20 protein-coding genes and 1 pseudogene are annotated in these 20,635 nt (G+C 61.8%); 10 read left to right on the plus strand and 11 right to left on the minus strand.

The features are described 5' to 3' along the window. The first annotated feature begins 87 nt into the window (after positions 1-87). The 4 genes from rimO (at position 88) to AWM79_RS09625 (ending at position 3,328) form a co-directional block, all read left to right on the plus strand. Positions 88-1,425, plus strand: coding sequence for a 30S ribosomal protein S12 methylthiotransferase RimO (gene rimO, locus AWM79_RS09610; protein WP_060782699.1), 1,338 nt, complete (start codon positions 88-90; stop codon positions 1,423-1,425). 106 nt (positions 1,426-1,531) lie between these two features. Further along, positions 1,532-1,981 carry a GNAT family N-acetyltransferase gene (locus AWM79_RS09615; protein ID WP_060782700.1) on the plus strand — a complete coding sequence of 150 codons (450 nt, stop codon included), beginning with the start codon at positions 1,532-1,534 and terminating at the stop codon, positions 1,979-1,981. A gap of 117 nt (positions 1,982-2,098) precedes the next feature. Next, on the plus strand, positions 2,099-2,809 hold the full coding sequence (locus tag AWM79_RS09620; RefSeq protein WP_060783965.1) for an rRNA pseudouridine synthase: 711 nt from the start codon (positions 2,099-2,101) through the stop codon (positions 2,807-2,809). Positions 2,810-2,866: 57 nt separating this feature from the next. After that, positions 2,867-3,328 carry a YehS family protein gene (locus AWM79_RS09625; protein ID WP_060782701.1) on the plus strand — a complete coding sequence of 154 codons (462 nt, stop codon included), beginning with the start codon at positions 2,867-2,869 and terminating at the stop codon, positions 3,326-3,328. Positions 3,329-3,399: 71 nt separating this feature from the next. Here AWM79_RS09625 and AWM79_RS09630 read toward each other — a convergent pair whose 3' ends face one another. Then, on the minus strand, positions 3,400-4,497 hold the full coding sequence (locus AWM79_RS09630) for a PLP-dependent cysteine synthase family protein (protein WP_176987121.1): 1,098 nt from the start codon (positions 4,495-4,497) through the stop codon (positions 3,400-3,402). A 302-nt stretch (positions 4,498-4,799) separates the two neighbouring features. Here AWM79_RS09630 and nhaA point away from each other — a divergent pair, with 302 nt between their 5' ends. After that, positions 4,800-5,987, plus strand: coding sequence for a Na+/H+ antiporter NhaA (nhaA, locus tag AWM79_RS09635; RefSeq protein ID WP_060782702.1), 1,188 nt, complete (start codon positions 4,800-4,802; stop codon positions 5,985-5,987). 68 nt (positions 5,988-6,055) lie between these two features. Here the strand turns inward: nhaA and AWM79_RS09640 are convergent, their stop codons facing one another. From AWM79_RS09640 to dinG, 6 genes are all read right to left on the minus strand, one after another. Beyond that, positions 6,056-6,520 (minus strand): outer membrane lipoprotein, encoded by a 465-nt coding sequence (locus AWM79_RS09640; protein ID WP_060782703.1) that lies wholly within the window; start codon positions 6,518-6,520, stop codon positions 6,056-6,058. A gap of 402 nt (positions 6,521-6,922) precedes the next feature. After that, positions 6,923-7,570: a pyridoxamine 5'-phosphate oxidase gene (pdxH, locus tag AWM79_RS09645; protein ID WP_060782704.1), complete on the minus strand. Its 648-nt coding sequence runs from the start codon at positions 7,568-7,570 to the stop codon at positions 6,923-6,925. Positions 7,571-7,609: 39 nt separating this feature from the next. Continuing rightward, a complete protein-coding gene (locus AWM79_RS09650) occupies positions 7,610-8,821 on the minus strand; it encodes an OmpA family protein (RefSeq protein ID WP_060782705.1) in 1,212 nt (403 codons plus the stop codon). Positions 8,822-8,931: 110 nt separating this feature from the next. Then, positions 8,932-10,077, minus strand: coding sequence for a serine hydrolase domain-containing protein (locus AWM79_RS09655; RefSeq protein ID WP_060782706.1), 1,146 nt, complete (start codon positions 10,075-10,077; stop codon positions 8,932-8,934). A 124-nt stretch (positions 10,078-10,201) separates the two neighbouring features. After that, on the minus strand, positions 10,202-12,562 hold the full coding sequence (locus AWM79_RS09660) for a hypothetical protein (protein WP_060783966.1): 2,361 nt from the start codon (positions 12,560-12,562) through the stop codon (positions 10,202-10,204). Positions 12,563-12,660: 98 nt separating this feature from the next. Continuing rightward, positions 12,661-14,805, minus strand: a complete 2,145-nt coding sequence (gene dinG, locus AWM79_RS09665; protein ID WP_060782707.1) for an ATP-dependent DNA helicase DinG — start codon at positions 14,803-14,805, stop codon at positions 12,661-12,663. Between the two features lie 98 nt (positions 14,806-14,903). Here dinG and AWM79_RS09670 point away from each other — a divergent pair, with 98 nt between their 5' ends. Then, positions 14,904-15,368 carry a CopD family protein gene (locus AWM79_RS09670; RefSeq protein ID WP_060782708.1) on the plus strand — a complete coding sequence of 155 codons (465 nt, stop codon included), beginning with the start codon at positions 14,904-14,906 and terminating at the stop codon, positions 15,366-15,368. 112 nt (positions 15,369-15,480) lie between these two features. Here the strand turns inward: AWM79_RS09670 and AWM79_RS09675 are convergent. After that, positions 15,481-16,229 (minus strand): annotated as a pseudogene (locus tag AWM79_RS09675) (collagen-like protein). Continuing rightward, complete coding sequence (locus tag AWM79_RS09680) at positions 16,222-16,500, minus strand: DUF1145 domain-containing protein (protein WP_060782709.1); 279 nt, start codon at positions 16,498-16,500, stop codon at positions 16,222-16,224. The pseudogene AWM79_RS09675 and the gene AWM79_RS09680 overlap by 8 nt, the downstream one beginning before the upstream one ends. 360 nt (positions 16,501-16,860) lie before the next feature. Between AWM79_RS09680 and AWM79_RS09685 the strand changes: the two genes are divergently transcribed. Together AWM79_RS09685 and AWM79_RS09690 are read left to right on the plus strand one after the other, a co-directional pair. Beyond that, positions 16,861-17,358 carry a DUF6231 family protein gene (locus AWM79_RS09685; RefSeq protein WP_017129936.1) on the plus strand — a complete coding sequence of 166 codons (498 nt, stop codon included), beginning with the start codon at positions 16,861-16,863 and terminating at the stop codon, positions 17,356-17,358. 4 nt (positions 17,359-17,362) lie between these two features. Next, positions 17,363-17,839 carry a YchJ family protein gene (locus AWM79_RS09690; protein WP_017129937.1) on the plus strand — a complete coding sequence of 159 codons (477 nt, stop codon included), beginning with the start codon at positions 17,363-17,365 and terminating at the stop codon, positions 17,837-17,839. On the opposite strand, the gene AWM79_RS09695 is transcribed toward AWM79_RS09690, so the two are convergent. Further along, the gene (locus AWM79_RS09695; protein WP_017129938.1) at positions 17,832-18,335 is read right to left on the minus strand and encodes a hypothetical protein; all 504 of its coding nucleotides are present in this window, start codon (positions 18,333-18,335) and stop codon (positions 17,832-17,834) included. The genes AWM79_RS09690 and AWM79_RS09695 overlap by 8 nt on opposite strands. A gap of 136 nt (positions 18,336-18,471) precedes the next feature. Between AWM79_RS09695 and AWM79_RS09700 the strand changes: the two genes are divergently transcribed. Both AWM79_RS09700 and AWM79_RS24280 read left to right on the plus strand, forming a co-directional pair. After that, on the plus strand, positions 18,472-18,954 hold the full coding sequence (locus tag AWM79_RS09700) for an LEA/WHy family protein (protein ID WP_026012967.1): 483 nt from the start codon (positions 18,472-18,474) through the stop codon (positions 18,952-18,954). Between the two features lie 7 nt (positions 18,955-18,961). Next, entirely contained in the window at positions 18,962-19,168 is a 207-nt protein-coding gene (locus AWM79_RS24280) for an SEC-C metal-binding domain-containing protein (RefSeq protein ID WP_082712600.1), read from the plus strand. Positions 19,169-19,324: 156 nt separating this feature from the next. On the opposite strand, the gene AWM79_RS09705 is transcribed toward AWM79_RS24280, so the two are convergent. Then, positions 19,325-20,485, minus strand: a complete 1,161-nt coding sequence (locus AWM79_RS09705; protein ID WP_017129940.1) for a Gfo/Idh/MocA family protein — start codon at positions 20,483-20,485, stop codon at positions 19,325-19,327. Positions 20,486-20,635 lie beyond the last annotated feature (150 nt).

Consider the following 20,635-nt stretch of genomic DNA (forward strand, 5'->3'; position numbering starts at 1 on the left):
TTGATCAGAGGCGCATCAAGCGCCCATCCGTCGTGAGCGAGTTTATCCAAACCGCCAAACACAGCGATCCCCAGACCGAGGTTAGACATGTCCACCCCCACCGCGCCGGCCAACCCCAAGGTCGGTTTCGTATCCCTGGGTTGCCCCAAAGCCCTGGTCGACTCCGAGCGCATCCTCACGCAACTGCGCATGGAAGGCTATGACGTCGTCTCCACCTACCAGGACGCCGATGTCGTGGTGGTCAACACCTGCGGTTTCATCGACAGCGCCAAGGCCGAGTCCCTGGAAGTGATCGGTGAAGCGATCAAGGAGAACGGCAAGGTCATCGTCACCGGCTGCATGGGTGTGGAAGAAGGCAATATCCGCAACGTGCATCCCAGCGTATTGTCCGTGACCGGACCGCAGCAGTACGAGCAGGTGGTCAACGCCGTACACGAAGTGGTGCCGCCACGCCAGGATCACAATCCGCTGATCGACCTGGTGCCGCCACAAGGCATCAAGCTGACCCCACGTCACTACGCTTATCTGAAGATTTCCGAAGGCTGCAACCACAGCTGCAGTTTCTGCATCATCCCCTCGATGCGCGGCAAGCTGGTCAGCCGCCCGGTCGGCGATGTGCTCGACGAGGCCCAGCGTCTGGTCAAGTCCGGGGTCAAGGAACTGCTGGTGATCTCCCAGGACACCAGCGCCTATGGCGTGGACGTCAAGTACCGCACTGGCTTCTGGAACGGCGCCCCGGTCAAGACGCGCATGACCGAGCTCTGCGCGGCCCTCGCCAGCCTGGGCGTGTGGGTTCGCCTGCACTATGTCTACCCCTACCCGCACGTCGACGAATTGATCCCGTTGATGGCCGCCGGCAAAATCCTGCCGTACCTGGACATCCCGTTCCAGCATGCCAGCCCGAAAGTTCTCAAGGCGATGAAACGCCCGGCGTTCGAAGACAAGACCCTGGCGCGGATCAAGAACTGGCGCGAAATCTGCCCCGAGCTGATCATCCGTTCGACCTTTATCGTTGGCTTTCCGGGCGAGACCGAAGAAGACTTCCAGTACCTGCTCGACTGGCTGACCGAAGCCCAGCTCGACCGCGTCGGCTGCTTCCAGTACTCGCCGGTCGAAGGCGCCCCGGCCAATGACCTGGGCCTGACAGTCGTACCGGACGACATCAAGCAGGACCGTTGGGAGCGTTTCATGGCACATCAGCAGGCCATTAGCTCGGCGCGCCTGCAACTACGCATCGGCAAGGAAATCGAAGTACTGATCGACGAAGTCGACGAGAACGGCGCCGTCGGTCGCTGCTTCTTCGACGCGCCGGAAATCGATGGCAACGTTTTCATCGACGGGGCCGGTGATCTCAAGCCGGGCGACAAGGTCTGGTGCCGGGTGACCGACGCCGATGAGTACGACCTCTGGGCGCAAACCCTGTAAGTTGTAACAAAATCGAAAAGCCCTGCTCTTTCCACGAGATGCGGGGCTTTTTTACAGCTATTGTTTGCCTCAATAACAAAGCCTGCGCCAGAAGAGGAACGGCGACATGCACCAGCCCTCCGTCATCCATACCCCAAAAACCAGCGACTACCCCGAGCTGACCGCTGTCTGGGAGGCTTCCGTTCGCGCCACCCATGACTTCCTGCCGGATAGCTACATCGAACTGCTGAAGAACCTGGTGCTGACCCGCTACCTGGATGCGGTCATGCTGATCTGTACTCGCGACTCCCACCAGCGCATCACCGGTTTCGCCGGCGTGGCGGCAGGCAGGGTCGAGATGCTGTTCATTGCGCCGCAGAACCGCGGTCAAGGCCTGGGCAAGCTGTTGCTAGGGTATGCGATCGAACATCTGAATGCCGACGAACTGGACGTCAACAAACAGAACCCACAGGCCATCGGTTTCTATTTCAAGCAAGGCTTCGAGGTGATCGACCGTTCGGCGCGCGACGGCATGGGGCAGCCGTATCCACTGCTGCATCTACGCCTGAAACGCTGACCATCGATGGCCGCCCACCTTGCGCAGGTGGGCGGCAGGTCACTGCGACAAATGTTGCCGGGCTTAACCGGCGCCAGGCGGGTACAATGGCAGTCCTCCTTTGCCACGGCCGCAGTCATGTCTGAACCCATTCGCCTTTCCAAACGCCTTATCGAGCTGGTCGGCTGCTCCCGCCGGGAGGCCGAGCTGTTTATCGAGGGCGGCTGGGTCACGGTCGACGGCGAGGTCATCGACGAGCCTCAGTTCAAGGTCGATAGCCAGAAGGTCGAACTGGACCCCGACGCCAAGGCCACCGCGCCGGAGCCGGTGACACTGTTGCTGCACCAGCCGGTCGGCATCAGCGCCGGTAGCGCCTTGCAACTGCTCGAAGCCGCCAATCTGTCCGAAGAGCACCGCTATGGCAAGCGCCCGCTCAAAGGGCATTTCCTGCGCCTGACGGTCGCCGCCGACCTGCAGGCCAATGCCAGCGGCCTGCTGGTGTTCACCCAGGACTGGAAGATCCTGCGCAAGCTGACCGCCGATGCCGACAAGATCGAGCAGGAATATGTAGTCGAGGTCGCCGGCGATATGCTCGCCCACGGCCTCAACCGGCTGAACCACGGCCTGACCTACAAAGGCAAGGAGCTGCCGGCGGTCAAAGTGAGTTGGCAAAACGAAAACCGCCTGCGTTTTGCCCTGAAAAACCCGCAACCGGGCGTGATCGCGCGACTCTGCGAAGCCGTCGGTCTCAGCGTCGTGGCCATCCGCCGCATCCGTATCGGCGGCGTCTCCATCGGCAAGGTGCCGGTGGGCCAATGGCGCTATCTGTCAGCCAAGGAAAAGTTTTGAACCCAATATTCCAACACCGCGCCAGATGCGCGGCGTTGATCAGCCAGGACTCCCCCCATGATTCATAACGATGTACTGCGCAGCGTGCGCTACATGCTCGATATCAGCGACGCCAAGGTGGTCGAGATCATCAAGCTGACCGGCTTCGAAGCCGCCAAGGCCGATATCGTCACCTACTTGAAAAAGGACGAGGAGGAGGGTTTTGTGCACTGCCCCGACGAAGTTATGGCGCACTTCCTCGACGGCCTGGTGGTTTTCAAGCGCGGCAAGGATGATAGCCGTCCGCCACTGCCGGTGGAGCTGCCAGTGACCAACAACATCATCCTGAAGAAACTGCGGGTTGCCTTCGAGCTGAAGGAAGATGACATGCACGCAATCCTCAAGGCTGCCGAGTTCCCGGTGTCCAAACCGGAACTGAGTGCGCTATTTCGCAAGTTTGGCCACACCAACTATCGTCCGTGCGGCGACCAGTTACTGCGCAACTTCCTCAAGGGCTTGACCCTGCGCCTTCGCGGCTGATCCCAAGGCCTGCGGCGGTCGGACAGCCCCGCAGGCCTGACCACTCGCCACCAGAAACCTCAATATTCGGATCAGATCCCAGCCCGCAGCACGTCCTCGGGCAACGCCTCGCCACGCTCGACACAAGCAGCGACGCGCTCGATCAGCTCGTCCAACTGATACCCCTGAGCCTGCAGCCAGGACTCATCGTAGTAGGTAGTGGCATAACGTTCACCACCATCACAGAGGATCGCCACGATCGAGCCGCTCTCCCTCGCGTCGACCATATGCCGCGCCGCCACCAGCGCGCCGATCAGGTTGGTCCCACTGGAGCCGCCGACTCGCCGCCCCAGGCGTCGTGCCAGGTAATGCATGGCCGCCAGGGACAAGGCATCCGGCACCTTGATCATGGCATCGATAACCTTGGGCAAGAACGATGCCTCGACCCGTGGCCGGCCAATCCCCTCGATACGCGAACCGCACTCCAGACGCAGGCTGGCGTCGCCCGTCTGGTAATACTCGAAGAACACCGAACGCTCGGCGTCGGCGCACAACACCTGGGTGCACTGTTGGCGGTAGCGCACATAACGCCCCAGTGTCGCGGTGGTGCCACCGGTGCCTGGACTGGAAATCAGCCAGCTCGGCTCAGGATGCCGCTCGAAGCGCAACTGCTGGAAAATAGACTCGGCGATATTATTGTTTGCTCGCCAGTCGGTGGCCCGTTCGGCATAGGTGAACTGGTCCATGAAGTGTCCGCCGCTTTCCCGTGCCAGGCGCTCGGACTCGGCATAGATCTGCGTCGGGTCTTGCACCAGGTGGCTCAGGCCGCCATAGAAGGCGATCTGCGCGATCTTTTCCCGGGAAGTGCTGGCCGGCATCACGGCAATGAACGGTAACCCCAGCAAGCGCGCGAAGTAGGCCTCGGAAATTGCCGTCGAACCGCTGGACGCCTCGATCACCGGCGCCCCCGGCTTCAACCAGCCATTACACAGGGCATAGAGGAACAGCGAGCGCGCCAGGCGATGCTTGAGGCTGCCCGTGGGGTGACTGGACTCATCCTTGAAGTACAACTCGACGCCCGGCAGGCCGGGCAGCGGCAAGGGAATCAAGTGGGTATCGGCACTGCGCTGGAAGTCGGCCTCGATGATCCGGATGGCTTCCCGGGCCCATTGTCGATTGTCGCTCATGATCGGTTACTCGTTGGAACGGCCACCCTCGAAGGCGCTGACGAATGGCTACGCCATTGGCTCTAGGCCAAACCGCTGAAGGACAAAAGGCGGATGGTTCCGCCAAGACTCAACATTAACTATAGGAAGTTTCCTACATATCGCACAGATACAGTGAAGACGCATTTGGACATACAACTGCTAAGCTCCTCTGCTCAATGTCCCTATCTTCCGATTATAGCAAAAAAGAATATAGTTTTTGTTTTAACAACCAACAGTGCGGGTTAGGGTGTCCCACCTTTTGACTTTATCAATGGAGAGCCGCCTTGCCTCTGCGTAGCACTTTCACACGTTTCTTTCATTTGGAAGCTGCCAGCGGTCTGTTATTGATTGCCGCAGCAGCGCTGGCGTTGATCATCAATAACTCACCGCTGTCGTACCTGTACAACGGCTTGCTGGACGTCCCGGTAGTGGCCCAGGTGGGCGCCTTGAAAATCGCCAAGCCGCTGTTGCTGTGGATCAACGACGGCCTGATGGCGCTGTTCTTCCTACTGATCGGCCTGGAGGTCAAGCGCGAAGTCCTCGAAGGTCATCTGTCCAAGCCTTCGCAGATTGTCCTGCCGGGGGCGGCGGCGATTGGCGGCATGGTGGTGCCGGCGCTGATCTACTGGTTCCTGAACAAAGACCATCCGGACGCATTGGGTGGTTGGGCGATCCCCATGGCCACCGATATCGCCTTCGCCCTCGGGGTGCTGGCCTTGCTGGGCAAGCGCGTCCCCGTGTCACTGAAGCTGTTCCTGATGACCCTGGCGATCATCGACGACCTCGGCGCAATCATCGTCATCGCGGTGTTCTACTCCAGCGAGCTCTCGACCCTGTCACTGCTGCTGGCCGGTGCCAGCCTGGTGGCCCTGATGGTGATGAATCGCCTGGGAGTGATCAAGCTCGGGCCCTATATGATCATCGGCCTGATCCTCTGGATCTGCGTGCTCAAAAGTGGCGTGCATGCGACGCTGGCCGGCGTTACCCTGGCCTTCTGCATCCCCTTGCGCACCAAGAACTCCGAAACCTCGCCGCTGCTGAGCCTGGAACATGCGCTGCATCCCTGGGTGGCTTTCGGTATCCTGCCGTTGTTCGCCTTTGCCAACGCCGGCGTCTCGCTGACGGGCGTCAATCTCGACAGCTTCACCCACCATGTGCCGCTGGGCATTGCCGCCGGCCTGCTGATCGGCAAGACCGTCGGGGTGTTCGGCCTGGCCTGGCTCGCGGTCAAGGCAGGCATGGCCGCACTGCCCAACGGGGCCAACTGGGGCCAGGTGCTCGGTGTGGCGATCCTCTGCGGCATCGGCTTCACCATGAGCCTGTTTGTCGGCTCCCTCGCCTTTGTACCGGGCAGTGGCGACTACGCCGGCATGGACCGCATGGGTATCCTCACCGGCTCGATCCTTGCCGCGTTGATCGGTTATGCCGTGACGGCGATGGCCAGTCGCAAGGCCGGCACCGTGATCACCTGATCGCCTAAAGCAAAAGACCCCCCGGCCAGGGTACTGGCCGGGGGGTCTTTTGCTGGTTGATCGTCAGATCAATGGGAAACGCGGCTGGTACCACCCACAGTGGAAATACGTACACGCTCGCCAACCCGGAAGATTTCGTTCGGTGCCACTTCCTGCACATAGGCACGCAGGCTACCGTCATCTTCACGCACGGTGATTTCCACACCCTGAGTCTTGGTCAGGCCTTTCTCGGCCATATTGCCGAGCACGCCACCGGCCACCGCGCCGATCACCGCCGTGACGATACTGCCACGACCGCCGCCGATGGCGCTGCCGCCGACACCACCTACGATCGCACCGGCACCGGCACCGATGGGCGAGTTGCTGCCCTCGATCTGTACCGGACGCAGGGATTCGATGGTGCCCAGACGGATAGTCTGCACGCGACGGGCTTCATCGCGAGAATAGCTATCGCCAGTCAGGCTGTTGGTGCAGCCAGCGAGCAGCATCGCCATCGTGGAGAATGAAGCAATCAACAAAACAGACTTACGCATAAGAGGAACTCCAAAAGGACATGACTCAATTAAACTCCGCAACTTGATCTGTGTCACGGCGGCCAGCGGATAAAGTGTTTTTCATTCAGCACCGGTACAGCCGGGGCGCAACAAAGCCGAGGACAGGGTAGCGTGCTTTCAACTCGCCCACACCGCGCGCCGCAAGAACCGTCAGGCTGACATCACCATTGTCGTCACGACCGCCGCTGGCTGGTATTTCCACGATTGACTGTATGTGAGCATCAGATGCTGGATGGATCGCGACTGAGTATTGTCGCCAGCGGGAGACAGTGAAGTACAGTAAAAGTTCATGCATCAGCGTCTCGACACCGCTAGAAAGCCGAAGGTCAAGCGCAAAAGCCCGCGACGCTGGCTGAAGGCCACCGCCGCAGAATGTCCCGATCAGGGCGCCAGGCGCGAACGGTGCCAGCCGTCATTGATCAAACGATAGTCGAGGCGGTCATGCAGGCGACTGGCGCGACCTTGCCAGAACTCGATGCGTTCCGGCAGCAGGCGATAGCCACCCCAGTGTTTCGGACAATCCGGCTGGGTATCGCTGAACCGGGCCTGGGTGGCCTTGAGTAGCTCCTCCAGCTCGACCCGATCGGCAATCACCCGGCTCTGCGGTGACGCCCAGGCGCCCAAGCGGCTACCCAGTGGACGGACCTGGAAGTAGGCAGCCGATTCCTGCGGCGTGACCTTGACCACCCGCCCCTCGATCCGCACCTGACGTTCCAGGCTCGGCCAGAAGAAGGTCATGGCCGCGAATGGCCACGCCGCCAGTTGCCGGCCCTTGTCGCTTTCGTAGTTGGTGAAGAACGTAAAGCCCTGTTCGTCCAACCCCTTCAACAACAAGATACGACAGTGGGGACGACCGTCTTCATCGACGGTCGCCAAGGTCATGGCGTTGGCCTCCACCGGCGGTTGCTCGGTCTTCACTGCGTCGGCAAACCACTGGTGGAACAGCGCGAACGGCTCGGCCGGGGCCTGGGCCTCGGTGAGGCCGTCGCGGGTGTAGTCGCGGCGCATATCGGCCAGGGACTGGGTCATGGTGTTTTCCCTTCTAATCCCGAATCAATCAATCGCCAATCAGTTCTTCGCCGTACCTTCAGCCACTGGATCTTTCTTCGCGACAGCCGCCTTGGCTGGCGCCGCTTTCTTGACCGGTGCTTTCTTCACCGGAGCCTTGGCTGGCGCTTTCCTGGCCGCTGACTTGGAGGTGGTTGGAGTTTTCTTCGCAACCGCTGCCTGAGCTTCCACCGCTGGCTTGACACTCTGCGCCGCCACCAGGGTCGCGGGCGCCGAAGGTGGAATGCTGTACTTGCTCAGCAACGCCACCATGGTGTTCTGCGGAGTCAGGAGAATTTCCATACGACGGTTCAGGGCGCGACCTTCGCTGCTGTCATTGGCCGCACGCGGCATCACCGAACCCATGCCGCGCAGGATCAAGCGATCGCGCTGCAAGCCACTGAGGCGGAAAATTGCCGCGACCGACTGGGCTCGTTGCTGGCTCAGGGCCTGGGCCGCATCGGCGCTGGTGCTGTTGTCGCCGTGGCCTAGGACCAGTACTGCGGTCTTGGGATCACCTTCAACGACTTTGGCAATACGCGCAAAAGGTCCGAGGGTCACCGGCAGCAGCATTTCAGGACGTTTCGGATTGTAAAAGCCGTCCACGGGCGCAATGACCACCAGGACGTTTTCGCGACGCTCCAGCTTCAGCGAAGAATCCTGGATCGCCGTGCGCAGACGCGGCTCATAGTTGTCGAGCCAGGCCTGGGTGATTTTCGGGTCGGGCATCGGCACCGCCTTGACCGGCGGCTGGGCAGTTTCCTTGGCCTTGTCCGAGCTACCGAACGGCCACCACCAATGGGTCGCCGGGTCGGCCTGGGGGGCCGGGTTAGTCGCGGCAGCTACCGCCGTCGCCAGAGGCACGGGCTTGTCCTGAGGCTTGGCAACGGCCGAGTCCTTTGCCGTGTCCTTCTTGCTGGCAGAACCGAACGGCCACCAACTACTGCCGCCGCTCGCCTCAGCCGCCGGGGCGGGGGCTGCGGCGACAACTGCCGCAGCCGGCGCGGCCTTGGCATCCTTGGCAACTACGGATGCGCCAGCCTTGGCGTCCTTGGCGCCCTTGTCAGCTGCGGCTGCGGCCGGAGCGGTAGAGATCTGGGCTGGATCCTTCTCGGCGACCTTGTCGGGCGAACCGAACGACCACCAGTGGCCTCCATCTGCATTCTGTGGAGTTTGTGCACAACCGGTGACGGTCAGGCAGATGGCCAGGGCGAGGGACTTATTCGATGACATTGGAAATCCGCAAAATGAGATAGAGAAACAGAGGCACTAAAGCCATATAAACAGACGTTTTGAAAGCAAAAAAGCCACAGGGTTCCGACCTACGGTACGGTGCGAGCATTCTACAGACAGCCAGCGAGAATCCGTACAAGCTTCTGAGCCCGTGGGTCCATAAGAACGTAGGGGCCAAGGGTGTTTGTCACGAAACCGAAGGCGACATCGTGCTCGGGATCAGCAAAGCCGATCGAGCCTCCCGCCCCCGGATGTCCGAAGGCTTTGGCACCGAGGCCGAACGTGGCATTGGCGACGTCCGGCTGATCGAGCATGCAACCCAGGCCGAAACGGGTTTGGGTCAGCAGGGTTTTGTCCATGCCCACGCTGTGTTCACGGGTCAACTCGTCAAGCATTTCACCTTCCAGCAGGCTGCCATCGAGCAACCCGCTGTAGAAGCCCGCCAGGCTGCGTGCATTACCGTGGCCGTTGGCCGCCGGTTGCTGCATGCGCCGCCACTCCGGTTTGTTGGTACTGGTCATGATAGACGGCGGGTTGGTGAACGCACGGGTGGACATCGCCGTGGGCTCGCGCAAGGTCACCTGCAACAAGCGCTGGGCCGCCGCATCACCGACATTGCCTTTGCCACGGGCAATATGCGCCACCCGATAGAACTCCTCGTCCACCAGACCGACATGAAAGTCCAGTCCCAACGGCCGGGCAATGCGCGCGACGATGGACTCGCCCGGCCCCCGACCGTCGGCCCGGCGCAACAATTCGCCGACCAGCCAGCCATAGGTGATGGCGGCGTAACCATGCCCCTCACCGGGCGTCCACCAGGGCGCCTCGGCGGCCAGGGCAGCAACCATCACCTGCCAGTCATAAAGGGCTTCAGGGGCCAACAACTCGCGCAACGCCGGCAACCCGGCCTGATGGCAGAGCAACTGGCGCAACGTGATGGTTGCCTTGCCGGCAGCGGCGAACTCTGGCCAATAGCGTGCAACCGGAGCATCCAGTTGCAACTTGCCCTCGGCCACCAGTTGCAAGGCGGCGACGGCGGTAAATGTCTTGGTGCAGGAGAACAGGTTGGCGATAGTGCCACTGTGCCACGCCTCGGCGCCGTCCTTGTCGGCGGTACCGGCCCAGAGATCGACCACGGTTTCGCCGCCAACCTGAATGCAGAGCGCCGCGCCGCGCTCCTGGGGATCGTCGAAGAGGGCCGCGAACGCCTCGCGCACCGCCTCGAATTGAAGCTCGTAATGACCCTGAATCTGCACCCTTGAATTCTCCCGACAATCACCTGACAACATGGCAGGCATTGTTCCAGCGATTGCCCGGTTTGGGAACAGACACAGGTCGGATGATGCTCGCTACCGGAGTGCCCAAGCCCGGTGAATGCGCTCAGTGACCGTTGCCGGAGTGCCCGCCGACGTGGCCCACGCCCGTCCCACCGGCACTGCCCGAACGGCCCTTGCCGCCATCGCTGTCGTGGAAACCCTTTGCCGCCTTCTGCTGGGCATCGATCTTGGCTTTCTCGGCGGCCTTGCCCAGCAGCTCAATGGCCTGCAGGTTGCTTTTGCGCACGCTCTCGACAAATCCCTGGAACGGCACGTCGGTGATGCCAACCAGACCGAAGTGGCCATTTTCGCCATCCAGCAGACGACCGGTAACGGGCTGGTCGAGGTACTGGAACCAGTGCACACCAACGATAGAAGGTTCACTGACCGCCTGTTTGAGGAAGTTGGCGTAGGCCGGGCCACGGTCTTCTTCTTTCGACAGCTCGGTCACGCCCCCCCAGAACGGACCACGGTCCCGCGAACCGAAATTGAACTCAGTGATCAGCACCGGCTTGTCCAGCGCGTCCAATTGCCTGAAATCGTAACCGTCCTGGGGCTCAAGGGTGTAGAAGTTGAAACTCAGCACATCGCAATACTGTACACAGGACGCCACCGCTTCGGGCGTGCTGACGGCAAACCGACCACCCAGCAACAGGTGGTTCGGGGCGTGCCATTTCAACGAATCGGATATGGTCTTGAAATAGGCGTCGGCGAATACTTTCTGAAAATACCGGAGGTCAGCCTCGATTTGCGGGTGTTCCGGGTTCGGCAAGGGTGCTTCGAACCCTGGGTCTTCCATCTGCTCCCAGGTCGGGATCTCCACACCCCAGGCTTTCGACAAGCCTTGCTGGTTACGGTACTTATCGCGTAACTGCTTGAGGAATGCGCGCTTGGCCGGAACGTCGGTAGTCATGCGCAGGGTGCCATAGGCCAGCGCATAACGGGACTTCGGATCATCGCCGGGGCCAGCCCAGGCCAGTTCGTTGTCAGCAAAATAGCCTATCAACCATGGGTCGTCGCGGTGATCCCGGGCGGCGATGGCGACCGCACGCTCGGTGGCCATGGCAAAGCGTGGATCGAACGGGTCGGGCATGCCGCCCCACCAATCGTTACCGGTGCTGATGCTCGCGTAATCGCCGACAATCGACAGCGGCAAGGTGTACGGTACGCGATCGTTCTGGCCCAAGGCCGGATCGCTCCAGTTGCCGAGGGTGTTGAAACCCCATGCCAGCAAGCGGTCAAGGGTGTGGGTTTGCCAGCGCTGGCTGTCCAAGCCTTCGGCACACGGTGTCTGCGGCTCGCCTTCCTTGGCTTGGGCGCAAGGTTGCGCATAGGTGCGTTGCAGGTTGGCGCCATAGAAGTCGAACCACTTTCCACGGTTGAATCCGCGCCCGGCATTGGAAGCCAGGGCGACACTGTTATCGCCCTGACCGTAATAGCGGGCGAGCGATTGGCCTTCCTCGGGCAACTCGCCGAACATCCATTCGCGACCTTCGACGTAGGTCTGCTGGTCGCTGGCACTCACAGTATTCACCCCAAGCGAGTAGAACGGGTGACCTTGCGGCGTCACCAGGTACCAGCGACCGTCATGCTTTTCGGTGCGAAAGAAGCCCGTGGCGGCGAAGCTCGGGCCATGGCTCCAGCCGCCGAACGGGTCCAGGCCACCGCGCTCACGCTCGGCCAGCCAGCCCTGCAACTGTTGCGACTCCTTGGTCGAGGCGGCCTTAAGCTGCTCGTCGGAACCGACCTTTTCCGGCCATCGGGCGCGACTGGACTGGCCATAGCGATCCACCAGCGAGCTGTAGGCGGCCTTGATCGCATCGTCACCGTTTTGCACGCCAAAACGCTCCAAAAGGATGTTCTGTGCGACTTTCGGCTTGTCCATCGACAAGGTCACCGACACCACTTGCGCGAGATCCAGCTCTCCGACGCTGCTGGCCAGCAACACCCGCTGGCCATCCACGCTCATCGGCATCGGCGGGCCGGCGCGCATGCCCTGGCTCAGGGGCGAGAAGACCTGCAGCGGCACCAGCAGGGTCTGCGCCGGACCGGCTGGCAGGTCGATGCGACTGGTGAGGGTCTTGCCGTCATTACTCTGGATGGTCACGTTGAGCGTCAAGGCCCAATCCATCGCACTCTGTATTCGCAGGCTCATCATCCGCGCCTGCGACCAGTCCCAGACACCGCTCTGCGGCGTCAGGCGCAGGCTCGGCTGGGCACTCGGGGTGAAGGTGACACGCCGTAACACTTCGCCTTCGGCGGTCTGTTCGGCGTTGGATTGCGGCAAGTCGGTGCCGTTGGTCACCACCTGCACCACATCGGTCGGACGAACGAAATTGAACAGCGTCTGCTGGCCAGCGGGCGCGGCCAACAGCGGCGCAGCGAACAACAGCGCGAAAACGGCGGGCAACATACGGCAAATCATATAAATCATTTTCTCCCTAACGGCCAGTCAAGAGCCTACGTGGCGCTGATAACGCGCCTCCCATAGACCACAAAATAGGCGATTTAACCTACATCACACTAAGAAATTTCACGGCGAAATGGCGGCAAGGCATTGAGGATGGCTTTACCGTAACGCTGGGTGACCAGCCGCCGGTCGAGCAAGGTGATGATGCCCCGGTCCGCTTCCGTGCGCAGCAGCCGGCCACAGGCCTGGACCAGCTTGAGCGAGGCGTCGGGTACGGAGATTTCCATGAACGGGTTGCCGCCACGGGCTTCGATCCATTCGGCCAGCGCGGCTTCCACCGGATCGTCCGGCACGGAAAACGGAATCTTGGCAATCACCACGTGTTCGCAGTAAGCGCCCGGCAAGTCCACGCCTTCGGCGAAGCTCGCCAGACCGAACAGCACGCTGGAATCACCACCGTCGACCCGCGCCTTGTGCTTGTTGAGGGTTTCCTGCTTGGACAGGTTGCCCTGGATAAACACCTGCTTGCGCCAGTCGCGATCCAGACCGTCGAACACGTCCTGCATCTGCTTGCGCGAGGAAAACAGCACCAGCGTGCCCTTGGAGCCTTCGACCAGCTCCGGCAGGTCACGGATGATCGCCGCCGTGTGGGCCATGGCATCCCGCGGATCGGCCTTGAGATCCGGTACCCGCAACACACCGGCATCGGCGTGATGGAAAGGACTGGGCACCACCGCCGTTACGGCGGTCTTCGGCAAACCGGCGCGCATGCGGAAACGGTCGAAAGTGCCAAGGGCGGTCAGTGTCGCCGAGGTCACTAATGCACCATAAGCAACGTTCCACAGGTTGCGCCGGAGCATTTCCGCCGCCAGGATCGGGCTGGCGTTAACCTCGATATCGAACAGCGCCCCGCTTTCCGCCAGGCTCAACCAGCGGGCCATGGGCGGGTTGTCCTGCGGGTCCTCGACGGTGAACGCGGTCCACAATTCCCAGTTGCCCTGGGCCCGGGACAGCAGGCTGCCGAACAGCGGGTACCACTCCTCGGCCTGGTTGCTGGTGATACCGATATTGACTTCACCGTCCATACCCTCCTTCAGCAGTTCGGTCAAGCGAGTAAATAAGTCATTGAGACGGGCAAAGCCCTTCTTCAGCTCGATGCCCATTTCCCGCAGGTGATCGGGGATCAATCCGCCGACAAAGCGATGGCGTGGGCGCTCGCGGCCTTCCGTGTCTTCACCGGTCTTGAAGTCGGCCAGTTGCTCGCACGCGCTGAACATGAACTGCTGGTGGGTCTTGATCTCCCTGGCCAGTTCCGGGACCTGCTCGATCAGCTTGCCCAGGTCACCCGGCAGCGGGTGCTGGGCGAGCAGCTTGGTCAGGTTCTTGGCGGTCTGCTCCAGCCAATCGGCGGTGGAGCGCAGGCGCGTGTAATGGGCGAAGTGGCCGATGGCTTTGTCCGGCAGGTGATGGCCTTCGTCGAACACATACAACGTGTCACGCGGGTCCGGCAACACCGCGCCACCGCCCAAGGCCAAGTCGGCCAGGACCATATCGTGGTTGGTCACGATCACATCGACCTTGCCCATCCCCTCGCGTGCCTTGTAGAAAGCGCACTGGCCGAAGTTCGGGCAATGGCGGTTGGTACACTGGCTGTGATCGGTGGTCAGGCGCGCCCAGTCGGCGTCTTCCAGCGCATTGGGCCAACTGTCGCGATCGCCATCCCATTTATTGCCGGCCAGTTTCTCGATCATGCTGGTGAACAGCTTCTGGCTGGCCTCATCGATCTCGATCTTGAAGCCTTCCTCCTCGAACAACTGGGCCGTGGCGGTCTGCGCATGGCCTTCCTGCAACAGCATGTCGAGCTTGGACAGGCACATATAGCGCCCGCGCCCCTTGGCCAGGGCGAAGCTGAAATTCAGTCCGCTGTTGCGCATCAGATCGGGCAAGTCCTTGTAGACGATCTGCTCCTGCAGGGCGACGGTGGCCGTGGCGATCACCAGGCGCTTGCCCGCGGCCTTGGCGGTGGGAATCGCCGCCAGGCTGTAGGCCACGGTCTTGCCGGTGCCGGTGCCGGCTTCGACGGCAACCACGGCAGGTTCGCCGTCGCGGCGACCTTCATCGTCGGTGCTGATATCGCCGAGGACCTTCGCCACCTCAGCAATCATCAGGCGCTGACCGTAGCGTGGTTTCAGGCTCTTGGCTTCGAGGAAACGCGAATAGGCGCCCTGGATCGTGGTTTTGAGTTCGGTGCTGATCATGAGTCTTCGGGCGCGAAAAACGCTGGATAAATTTTCAGTGGTTCGAATGGCCGCTATCATACCCCGCGAATTCATCCCGCGCCGAACGGAGTACCCGAATGACCGCTTTTGCACTCGCCTATACTTTGCATTTGCTGGCCGCCCTGATCTGGGTCGGCGGCATGTTCTTCGCCTGGATAATCCTGCGCCCGGCAGCCATGGCCGCCCTCGAAGGGCCGGCCCGCCTGAAATTGTGGGTCCAGGTGTTTCAACGCTTTTTTGTCTGGGTCTGGGTCGCGGTGGTGATCCTGCCGATCAGCGGCGTGGGCCTGATTCAACTGCGCTTCAGCGGGTTCGAGACAGCGCCACGCTATGTGCAGGTCATGATGGGGCTATATATCGTGATGCTGGCACTGTTTCTTCGTATCCAGTCGTTGCAATTACCGCCATTGCGCCAGGCGGTGGAGGCGCAACAATGGGGTGAGGGTGCTGCCATGCTGGGGCGAATTCGCCGCCTGGTGGGCATCAATCTGCTGATCGGCCTGGCGCTGGTGGCGGTGGCCGCGGCGCGCCCGAGCTTCTGAAGACACGTCATGGCCGGCGCTGGCGAGGAACAGCAACGCCGGCCAGGGGCTTGTGGCAGCCAAAATTGACTAACCGGACCCACCACACAGGCCACTAGGTGAGTGGCAACAATCAGAGACGCTGGATGGTCAGGCTACCCGGCGCCCCCTGGGGCCCGGTTGTCCCGCCAGGCCCGCACGCCCGGACTTGCCACCAGCGGCCTTGTAGACAAAGCAACCCTTGGATTTACCGCCCGCGCCCGGACGCCCCGCCGGACCAGCCGGACCGCCATCGACTTGGACCTTGATCTGTTCGACCGGATAATCCCTCGGCAACTCCACCCGAACCTGCGCTCCTGGCGCACCTGGACGGCCATCGCCGCCATTATCGCCATCGGCCCCCCTGCCAGCCTGGCCCCAGGTGCAACCCGGTTCCTCGCCATGGGCGCCGTCGAGCCCGACATAACCGGGAGTCCCGGTACCGCCACGGGCATCCACCGACAACAATGGCCCGCTCAGCGCATCGATCCGCAGGTTCAGGTTGCGCCCTGGCAACGGTGCTTTCTGGTAGTTGCCCGGCGTACCTCGCGCAGTAATCTGACTGCCACTGCCTAACTCGGCGCGACTGGCCCTGAGCTCAAAACTCTGTTCGCCGGGCACAATGGCGATGCGCGCCTCGTGCCCGAGGTGCAGTTCGCCCACGCTCAACTGGGTGATACCTGCGGGCACCAGCAAGGTGCCATGGTCGGCCACCTCCAGGCGTTCCAACTGCAATACATGGGTATTACCCGGCAGGCGCAACAGCGAATTGGGTGCTACGCTCAAGACTTGGGCAAACGCCAGCGGGCTGCACAGCGCCGCCAACAGACACAGACTACGCATGACTGACGCCCCCGGATGCCGGCAACGGTAGAGTCTGGAGGTGGAACATACCGAACAGCAGGATCTGCGCCCGATCACGCCAAGGGTGCCGACGACCTTGCAGACCGCCGTTGAACAGCAATATCTCAAACAGGTGGGTCAGCAACAGCAGGCTCCCGGCCAGATTCACCCCCAAACCAAACGGGCTGACCAGCGGATGCACCAGGTTGCTCAGTACCACCAGCCAGAACAACAGCGTCAGGACCTTGCCCAACCCCCACAGCACCTTCATATGCCCCCCTTGTATAGTTATTCTTCGGGAGCACAGTAACGGCTTGCCCAGGCAATTTGCCAGGGGGCCCGGAAAATTATTCACCGACAGCCGCCCGGTTCGACCATTCGGCGAAACTCATCGATCCAGAGCGGCTGTCTGGCCATGGGCCGTCCCCGTACAGTGGTCGCTTCCGGCCCTACTGAAGTTTTCCAACACCGCTCTCTCATGGCCTATGCGATTAGTTGGTTAACTTAACCGAGCCGCTACGCAGGCCAGGGGCTGGTGGCGCCAAAATCGACGAACAGAACTCACCGCACGGGCCACTAGGCCACGCCGTTCAGTCAAGCTAGTCTTTGCCGTTCTGAATGAGGATTGTCGATGACCGAGAGCATTTCTTCGCGCACGCCCCAACAAGCCCTGGCCGCGTTGCTGGATCGCTATGCACCGCAGAACCTATTGTTGGTGGGCGCGGGCAGCTTTCCAGCACTCGAGGCCTTTCAGGCCGTGCACCCACAGACCCAGGTTGCCGTCGCCGAACCGGGAGCGCTGCCAGCCGAGCTGGCGGTACGACGCTTCGACCTGGCGCTGGTGATCGATTGCCTGGAGCACCTGCCCAAGCGCGCCGGTCGGGAATTGCTCGGCGGCATCCGCAACCTCAATGCCAGCCGCATCGCGGTGCTGGTGGACATGCCGGCCAGCGGCTGGCAGGACAGCGACTTCTTTGCCCTGGCCCTGCAAAGCAGCGAGCGTTTCCAGCGTGACCAGCAGGTACTGACGCTGTTCACTTACGATCTACGCGAATACAAACAGGTACCGGACTGGCTCAACGCCAAGTTCTGGGCCAACCCGGAAAACTTCGGCAAGTACTGGTGGTAATCCGATGAGTACATCCATTTGTCCCTGCGGCAGCGGCAATCTGCTGGATGCCTGCTGCGGCCACTATCATGCAGGTCATCCCGCACCCGGTGCCGAGGCGCTGATGCGGTCGCGCTACAGCGCCTATGTGCTGGGGCTGGTCGACTATCTGGTGACCACCACCCTGCCCAGCCAACAGCACGACCTGGATCGCCAGTCCATCGCCGACTGGAGCGCGCAAAGCACCTGGCTGGGCCTGCAGGTGGAAAGCGCGGAGGTCTTCGGCGGCCATCCCGAGCACGCCTTTGTGACCTTTACCGTGCGCTGGCATGACCACGGCGGCGAACACAGCCACCGCGAGCGCTCATCCTTTGTCCAGAACGGCGGGCGCTGGTATTTCATCGACCCAACCGTCCCGCTCAAGGCCGGACGCAATGATGCCTGCCCCTGTGGCAGCGGGCAGAAATTCAAGAAGTGCTGTTCAGGCTATCTGCTCAACTGAGCTTCAGGTGGGACGTATCGGGCACTGCGGCGCCAGCCGGCGCCGGAATCTGGCCCATGTCACTGCCCACCGGCGCCACGCTGAACGCTGACAGGTCGAAGAGCGGTGCGACAGGCGCTGGCCTGGGGTCTTGCATATCGCTGCCGACCTCGGCAATCACATAATCCGGCGCATCGACCTCGCTGAAAGCGGCCATATAGGCATCTCGTGGCACCGCTCGGGCACGGGCGACTGGCTCGGGAGCCGCGCTCATCTCGATCTCCTCCATCGGCATCTCAAGCACCGTGACCACGGCGCCGGCACGTTCGATGCTCGCCCGGTACTTCTCGGCGGCGGCCGCCTCGAGGTTGTTCTTCAGGACCAGGCGGCGCCCGGAAAACAGCAGTTCGATACGCTGCGCATCGGCCTGGAACAGCCGCGCCAGGTTGCTCCTGACCTGCTCGACCGGAGCGCCGGGGACCAGTTCGCCGCTGAAGACAATCTCATAAAGACTCATGACCACACTCCTAGTGCGTCGGGCTCGGTTGCGCCGCGCCACTGACCCGCAGTATCGCCCAGGTGGTTTTACCATCACAACCTGGCGACGCCGGGGCGACGGGCTTGCTAGACTGCATCTTCGGTGGGAGGAATCTATGTATTCACGGACACTCGGGTCCCTTGGCTTGGTGATGCTGTTGGCGCTGTCCGGCTGCGCGTCCTGGCTCGACGCCGGGCCCCTTGACCCCGAGGTCCACCTGGTGCGGGTAGAGCCGGTCAAGGTCAAGATGCTGCAACAGACATTCAAGCTGCATTTGCGGGTCGACAACCCCAACGACAACACCCTGACCGTGCGCGGACTGCGCTATCGGATCTACCTGGATCAATGGTTGCTGGCCGAGGGCGAGTCCGACGAATGGCTGACGGTGGCGCCCAACAGCCGGGCGTTTTTTGTTGTGCCGGTGCAGACCAATCTCTGGCAGCACCTGAAGCCTTTGGCCAAGCGCCTGAAAAGACAAGCCGACCAGCCGATTCCCTATCGCCTGGAGGGCGAGCTGAAAACTGGATTATTCATCGGCTATGACGTGCACCTGGTACGCAAAGGCGAGATAATTGCCAGCGATTTAATTTCGGAGTAGTTCCCGCATGACTCAGCAACCTCACGTCCATGGCCCTGATTGCAATCACGATCACGATCATGATCACGCACACCACGACCACGGCCACGTTCACGGGCCAAACTGCGGCCACGCTCATCAGGAACCGGTACGCAACACACTCAAGGACGTGGGCCGCAACGACCCTTGCCCTTGCGGCAACGGCAAGAAGTTCAAGAAGTGCCACGGGGCCTGATCGCCCATCGGTGTCAACAAGACCTGCTTAGCGCAGGTCTCTTTTTATCCGCACGCCGCCAACAGAAAGCTCAATCACCGCCCGCTCGGTGATCGTGTTACCGGGGCTTCGATAGCCCATCGACCCTCGACGAACGACTTTCAATCTGGAACCGGGCTATTGCGCCTGTTCCCGCAGCATTTTCGGATGCGCGGGGATAGACACCCAGCCCTGCCGTGCCACGGAGTTCAACACTGCATCGATAATCGCCGCCGAACGCAGCCCATCCATAAAGGTAGGCAACCCCTCAGGGGACTCGCCATCGATGGCACGATAGGTATCACCGATAAACGCTGCGAAGCAGTCGACATAACCTTGACCATGACCGGCGGGCACCGTGGCCAGGCGACGCTGTTCGGATGCACCGCGCGAAGGGTCCTTGACCCGCAGTTCAACTGCATCGACACCGCCGATCCAGAGCTGTTCCGGGGTTTCCTGGTTGAATACCAGGCTGCGCCGGGCCCCATCGATTTCGAACCACAGGCGATTCTTGCGCCCGGCCGATACCTGGCTGATGGTGACGTTGGCCAGGATGCCCGTGGTGGTGCGCAACAGGGCAACCGCCACATCTTCGGTAGCGACCGCGACCGTGGAGCCCATGGGCGACTCGGCCACGGCGCTGAAGGTCTGGCTCGCCAGGGTCGGGCGGGTCTTGATGGTGGTCGAGAGGCTGGCCACCACCGCCTCGAAGCGCTCACCGCTGATCCACTCGACCAGATCGCACCAATGCGAGCCGATATCGGCGAACGCCCGTGAAGCACCGCCCTTCCCGGCATCGACCCGCCAGTTGCTGTGGCGGCTGTCCAGCAACCAGTCCTGCAAGTAGCTGCCATGAATCAGTTGCAGCGCCCCGATGTCGCCGCTTTGCACGCGCGCACGGGCTTCCCTCACCATCGGGTGATAGCGATAGACAAAGGGAACGGTGGCGACCAGGCCGCGCTCGGTCGCCAGGGACGCCAACACCTGCGCATCAGCCAAGGTGGTTGCCAACGGTTTCTCACAGATCACATGCTTACCGGCCTTCAGCGCGGCCTCGGCAGCCGGGAGGTGGTAGGCATTGGGCGAGCAGATATGCACGACCTCGACCGAAGGGTCGGCCATCACCGCTTCAAGGGACTCGAACGCGCACTCCGCGCCCCACTCGCCCGCCACTTGCCGCGAACGCTCGGGCGATGAGGCCAGCACACCGCGCAGGCGGGCTCCCACCTGGCGCGCCGCCTGCCAATGCACGGCGCCGATCATCCCGGTGCCAATGATCGCAATGGAACGTGGCTTCATATCGTCTCCGTGTCTTCGTACCACCATCCCCTGTGCCCCTGTTATCTGCCGTGAAGCCTTGCAGTTGAGCATCAACGGCTTCCACCCGACAAGTCATTGGGAGTAAAACAGTCGACTCACGGCGAACCGCCGCGCAAGATTCGCAACGGT

Origin of the sequence: Pseudomonas agarici (assembly GCF_001543125.1) — a bacterium.
Taxonomy (GTDB): domain Bacteria; phylum Pseudomonadota; class Gammaproteobacteria; order Pseudomonadales; family Pseudomonadaceae; genus Aquipseudomonas; species Aquipseudomonas agarici.

Excerpts from the sequence above, each read along its gene's own strand:
- AWM79_RS09695 (WP_017129938.1), bottom strand. The coding sequence starts at position 18,335 with ATGAGTCTTTATGAGATTGTCTTCAGCGGCGAACTGGTCCCCGGCGCT.
- AWM79_RS09685 (WP_017129936.1), top strand. The coding sequence starts at position 16,861 with ATGACCGAGAGCATTTCTTCGCGCACGCCCCAACAAGCCCTGGCCGCG.
- AWM79_RS09690 (WP_017129937.1), top strand. The coding sequence starts at position 17,363 with ATGAGTACATCCATTTGTCCCTGCGGCAGCGGCAATCTGCTGGATGCC.
- dinG (WP_060782707.1), bottom strand. The coding sequence starts at position 14,805 with ATGATCAGCACCGAACTCAAAACCACGATCCAGGGCGCCTATTCGCGT.
- AWM79_RS09615 (WP_060782700.1), top strand. The coding sequence starts at position 1,532 with ATGCACCAGCCCTCCGTCATCCATACCCCAAAAACCAGCGACTACCCC.
- AWM79_RS09705 (WP_017129940.1), bottom strand. The coding sequence starts at position 20,485 with ATGAAGCCACGTTCCATTGCGATCATTGGCACCGGGATGATCGGCGCC.
- rimO (WP_060782699.1), top strand. The coding sequence starts at position 88 with ATGTCCACCCCCACCGCGCCGGCCAACCCCAAGGTCGGTTTCGTATCC.
- AWM79_RS09670 (WP_060782708.1), top strand. The coding sequence starts at position 14,904 with ATGACCGCTTTTGCACTCGCCTATACTTTGCATTTGCTGGCCGCCCTG.
- AWM79_RS09660 (WP_060783966.1), bottom strand. The coding sequence starts at position 12,562 with ATGATTTGCCGTATGTTGCCCGCCGTTTTCGCGCTGTTGTTCGCTGCG.
- AWM79_RS09625 (WP_060782701.1), top strand. The coding sequence starts at position 2,867 with ATGATTCATAACGATGTACTGCGCAGCGTGCGCTACATGCTCGATATC.
- AWM79_RS09650 (WP_060782705.1), bottom strand. The coding sequence starts at position 8,821 with ATGTCATCGAATAAGTCCCTCGCCCTGGCCATCTGCCTGACCGTCACC.
- AWM79_RS24280 (WP_082712600.1), top strand. The coding sequence starts at position 18,962 with ATGACTCAGCAACCTCACGTCCATGGCCCTGATTGCAATCACGATCAC.
- AWM79_RS09640 (WP_060782703.1), bottom strand. The coding sequence starts at position 6,520 with ATGCGTAAGTCTGTTTTGTTGATTGCTTCATTCTCCACGATGGCGATG.
- AWM79_RS09700 (WP_026012967.1), top strand. The coding sequence starts at position 18,472 with ATGTATTCACGGACACTCGGGTCCCTTGGCTTGGTGATGCTGTTGGCG.
- AWM79_RS09620 (WP_060783965.1), top strand. The coding sequence starts at position 2,099 with ATGTCTGAACCCATTCGCCTTTCCAAACGCCTTATCGAGCTGGTCGGC.
- AWM79_RS09680 (WP_060782709.1), bottom strand. The coding sequence starts at position 16,500 with ATGAAGGTGCTGTGGGGGTTGGGCAAGGTCCTGACGCTGTTGTTCTGG.
- pdxH (WP_060782704.1), bottom strand. The coding sequence starts at position 7,570 with ATGACCCAGTCCCTGGCCGATATGCGCCGCGACTACACCCGCGACGGC.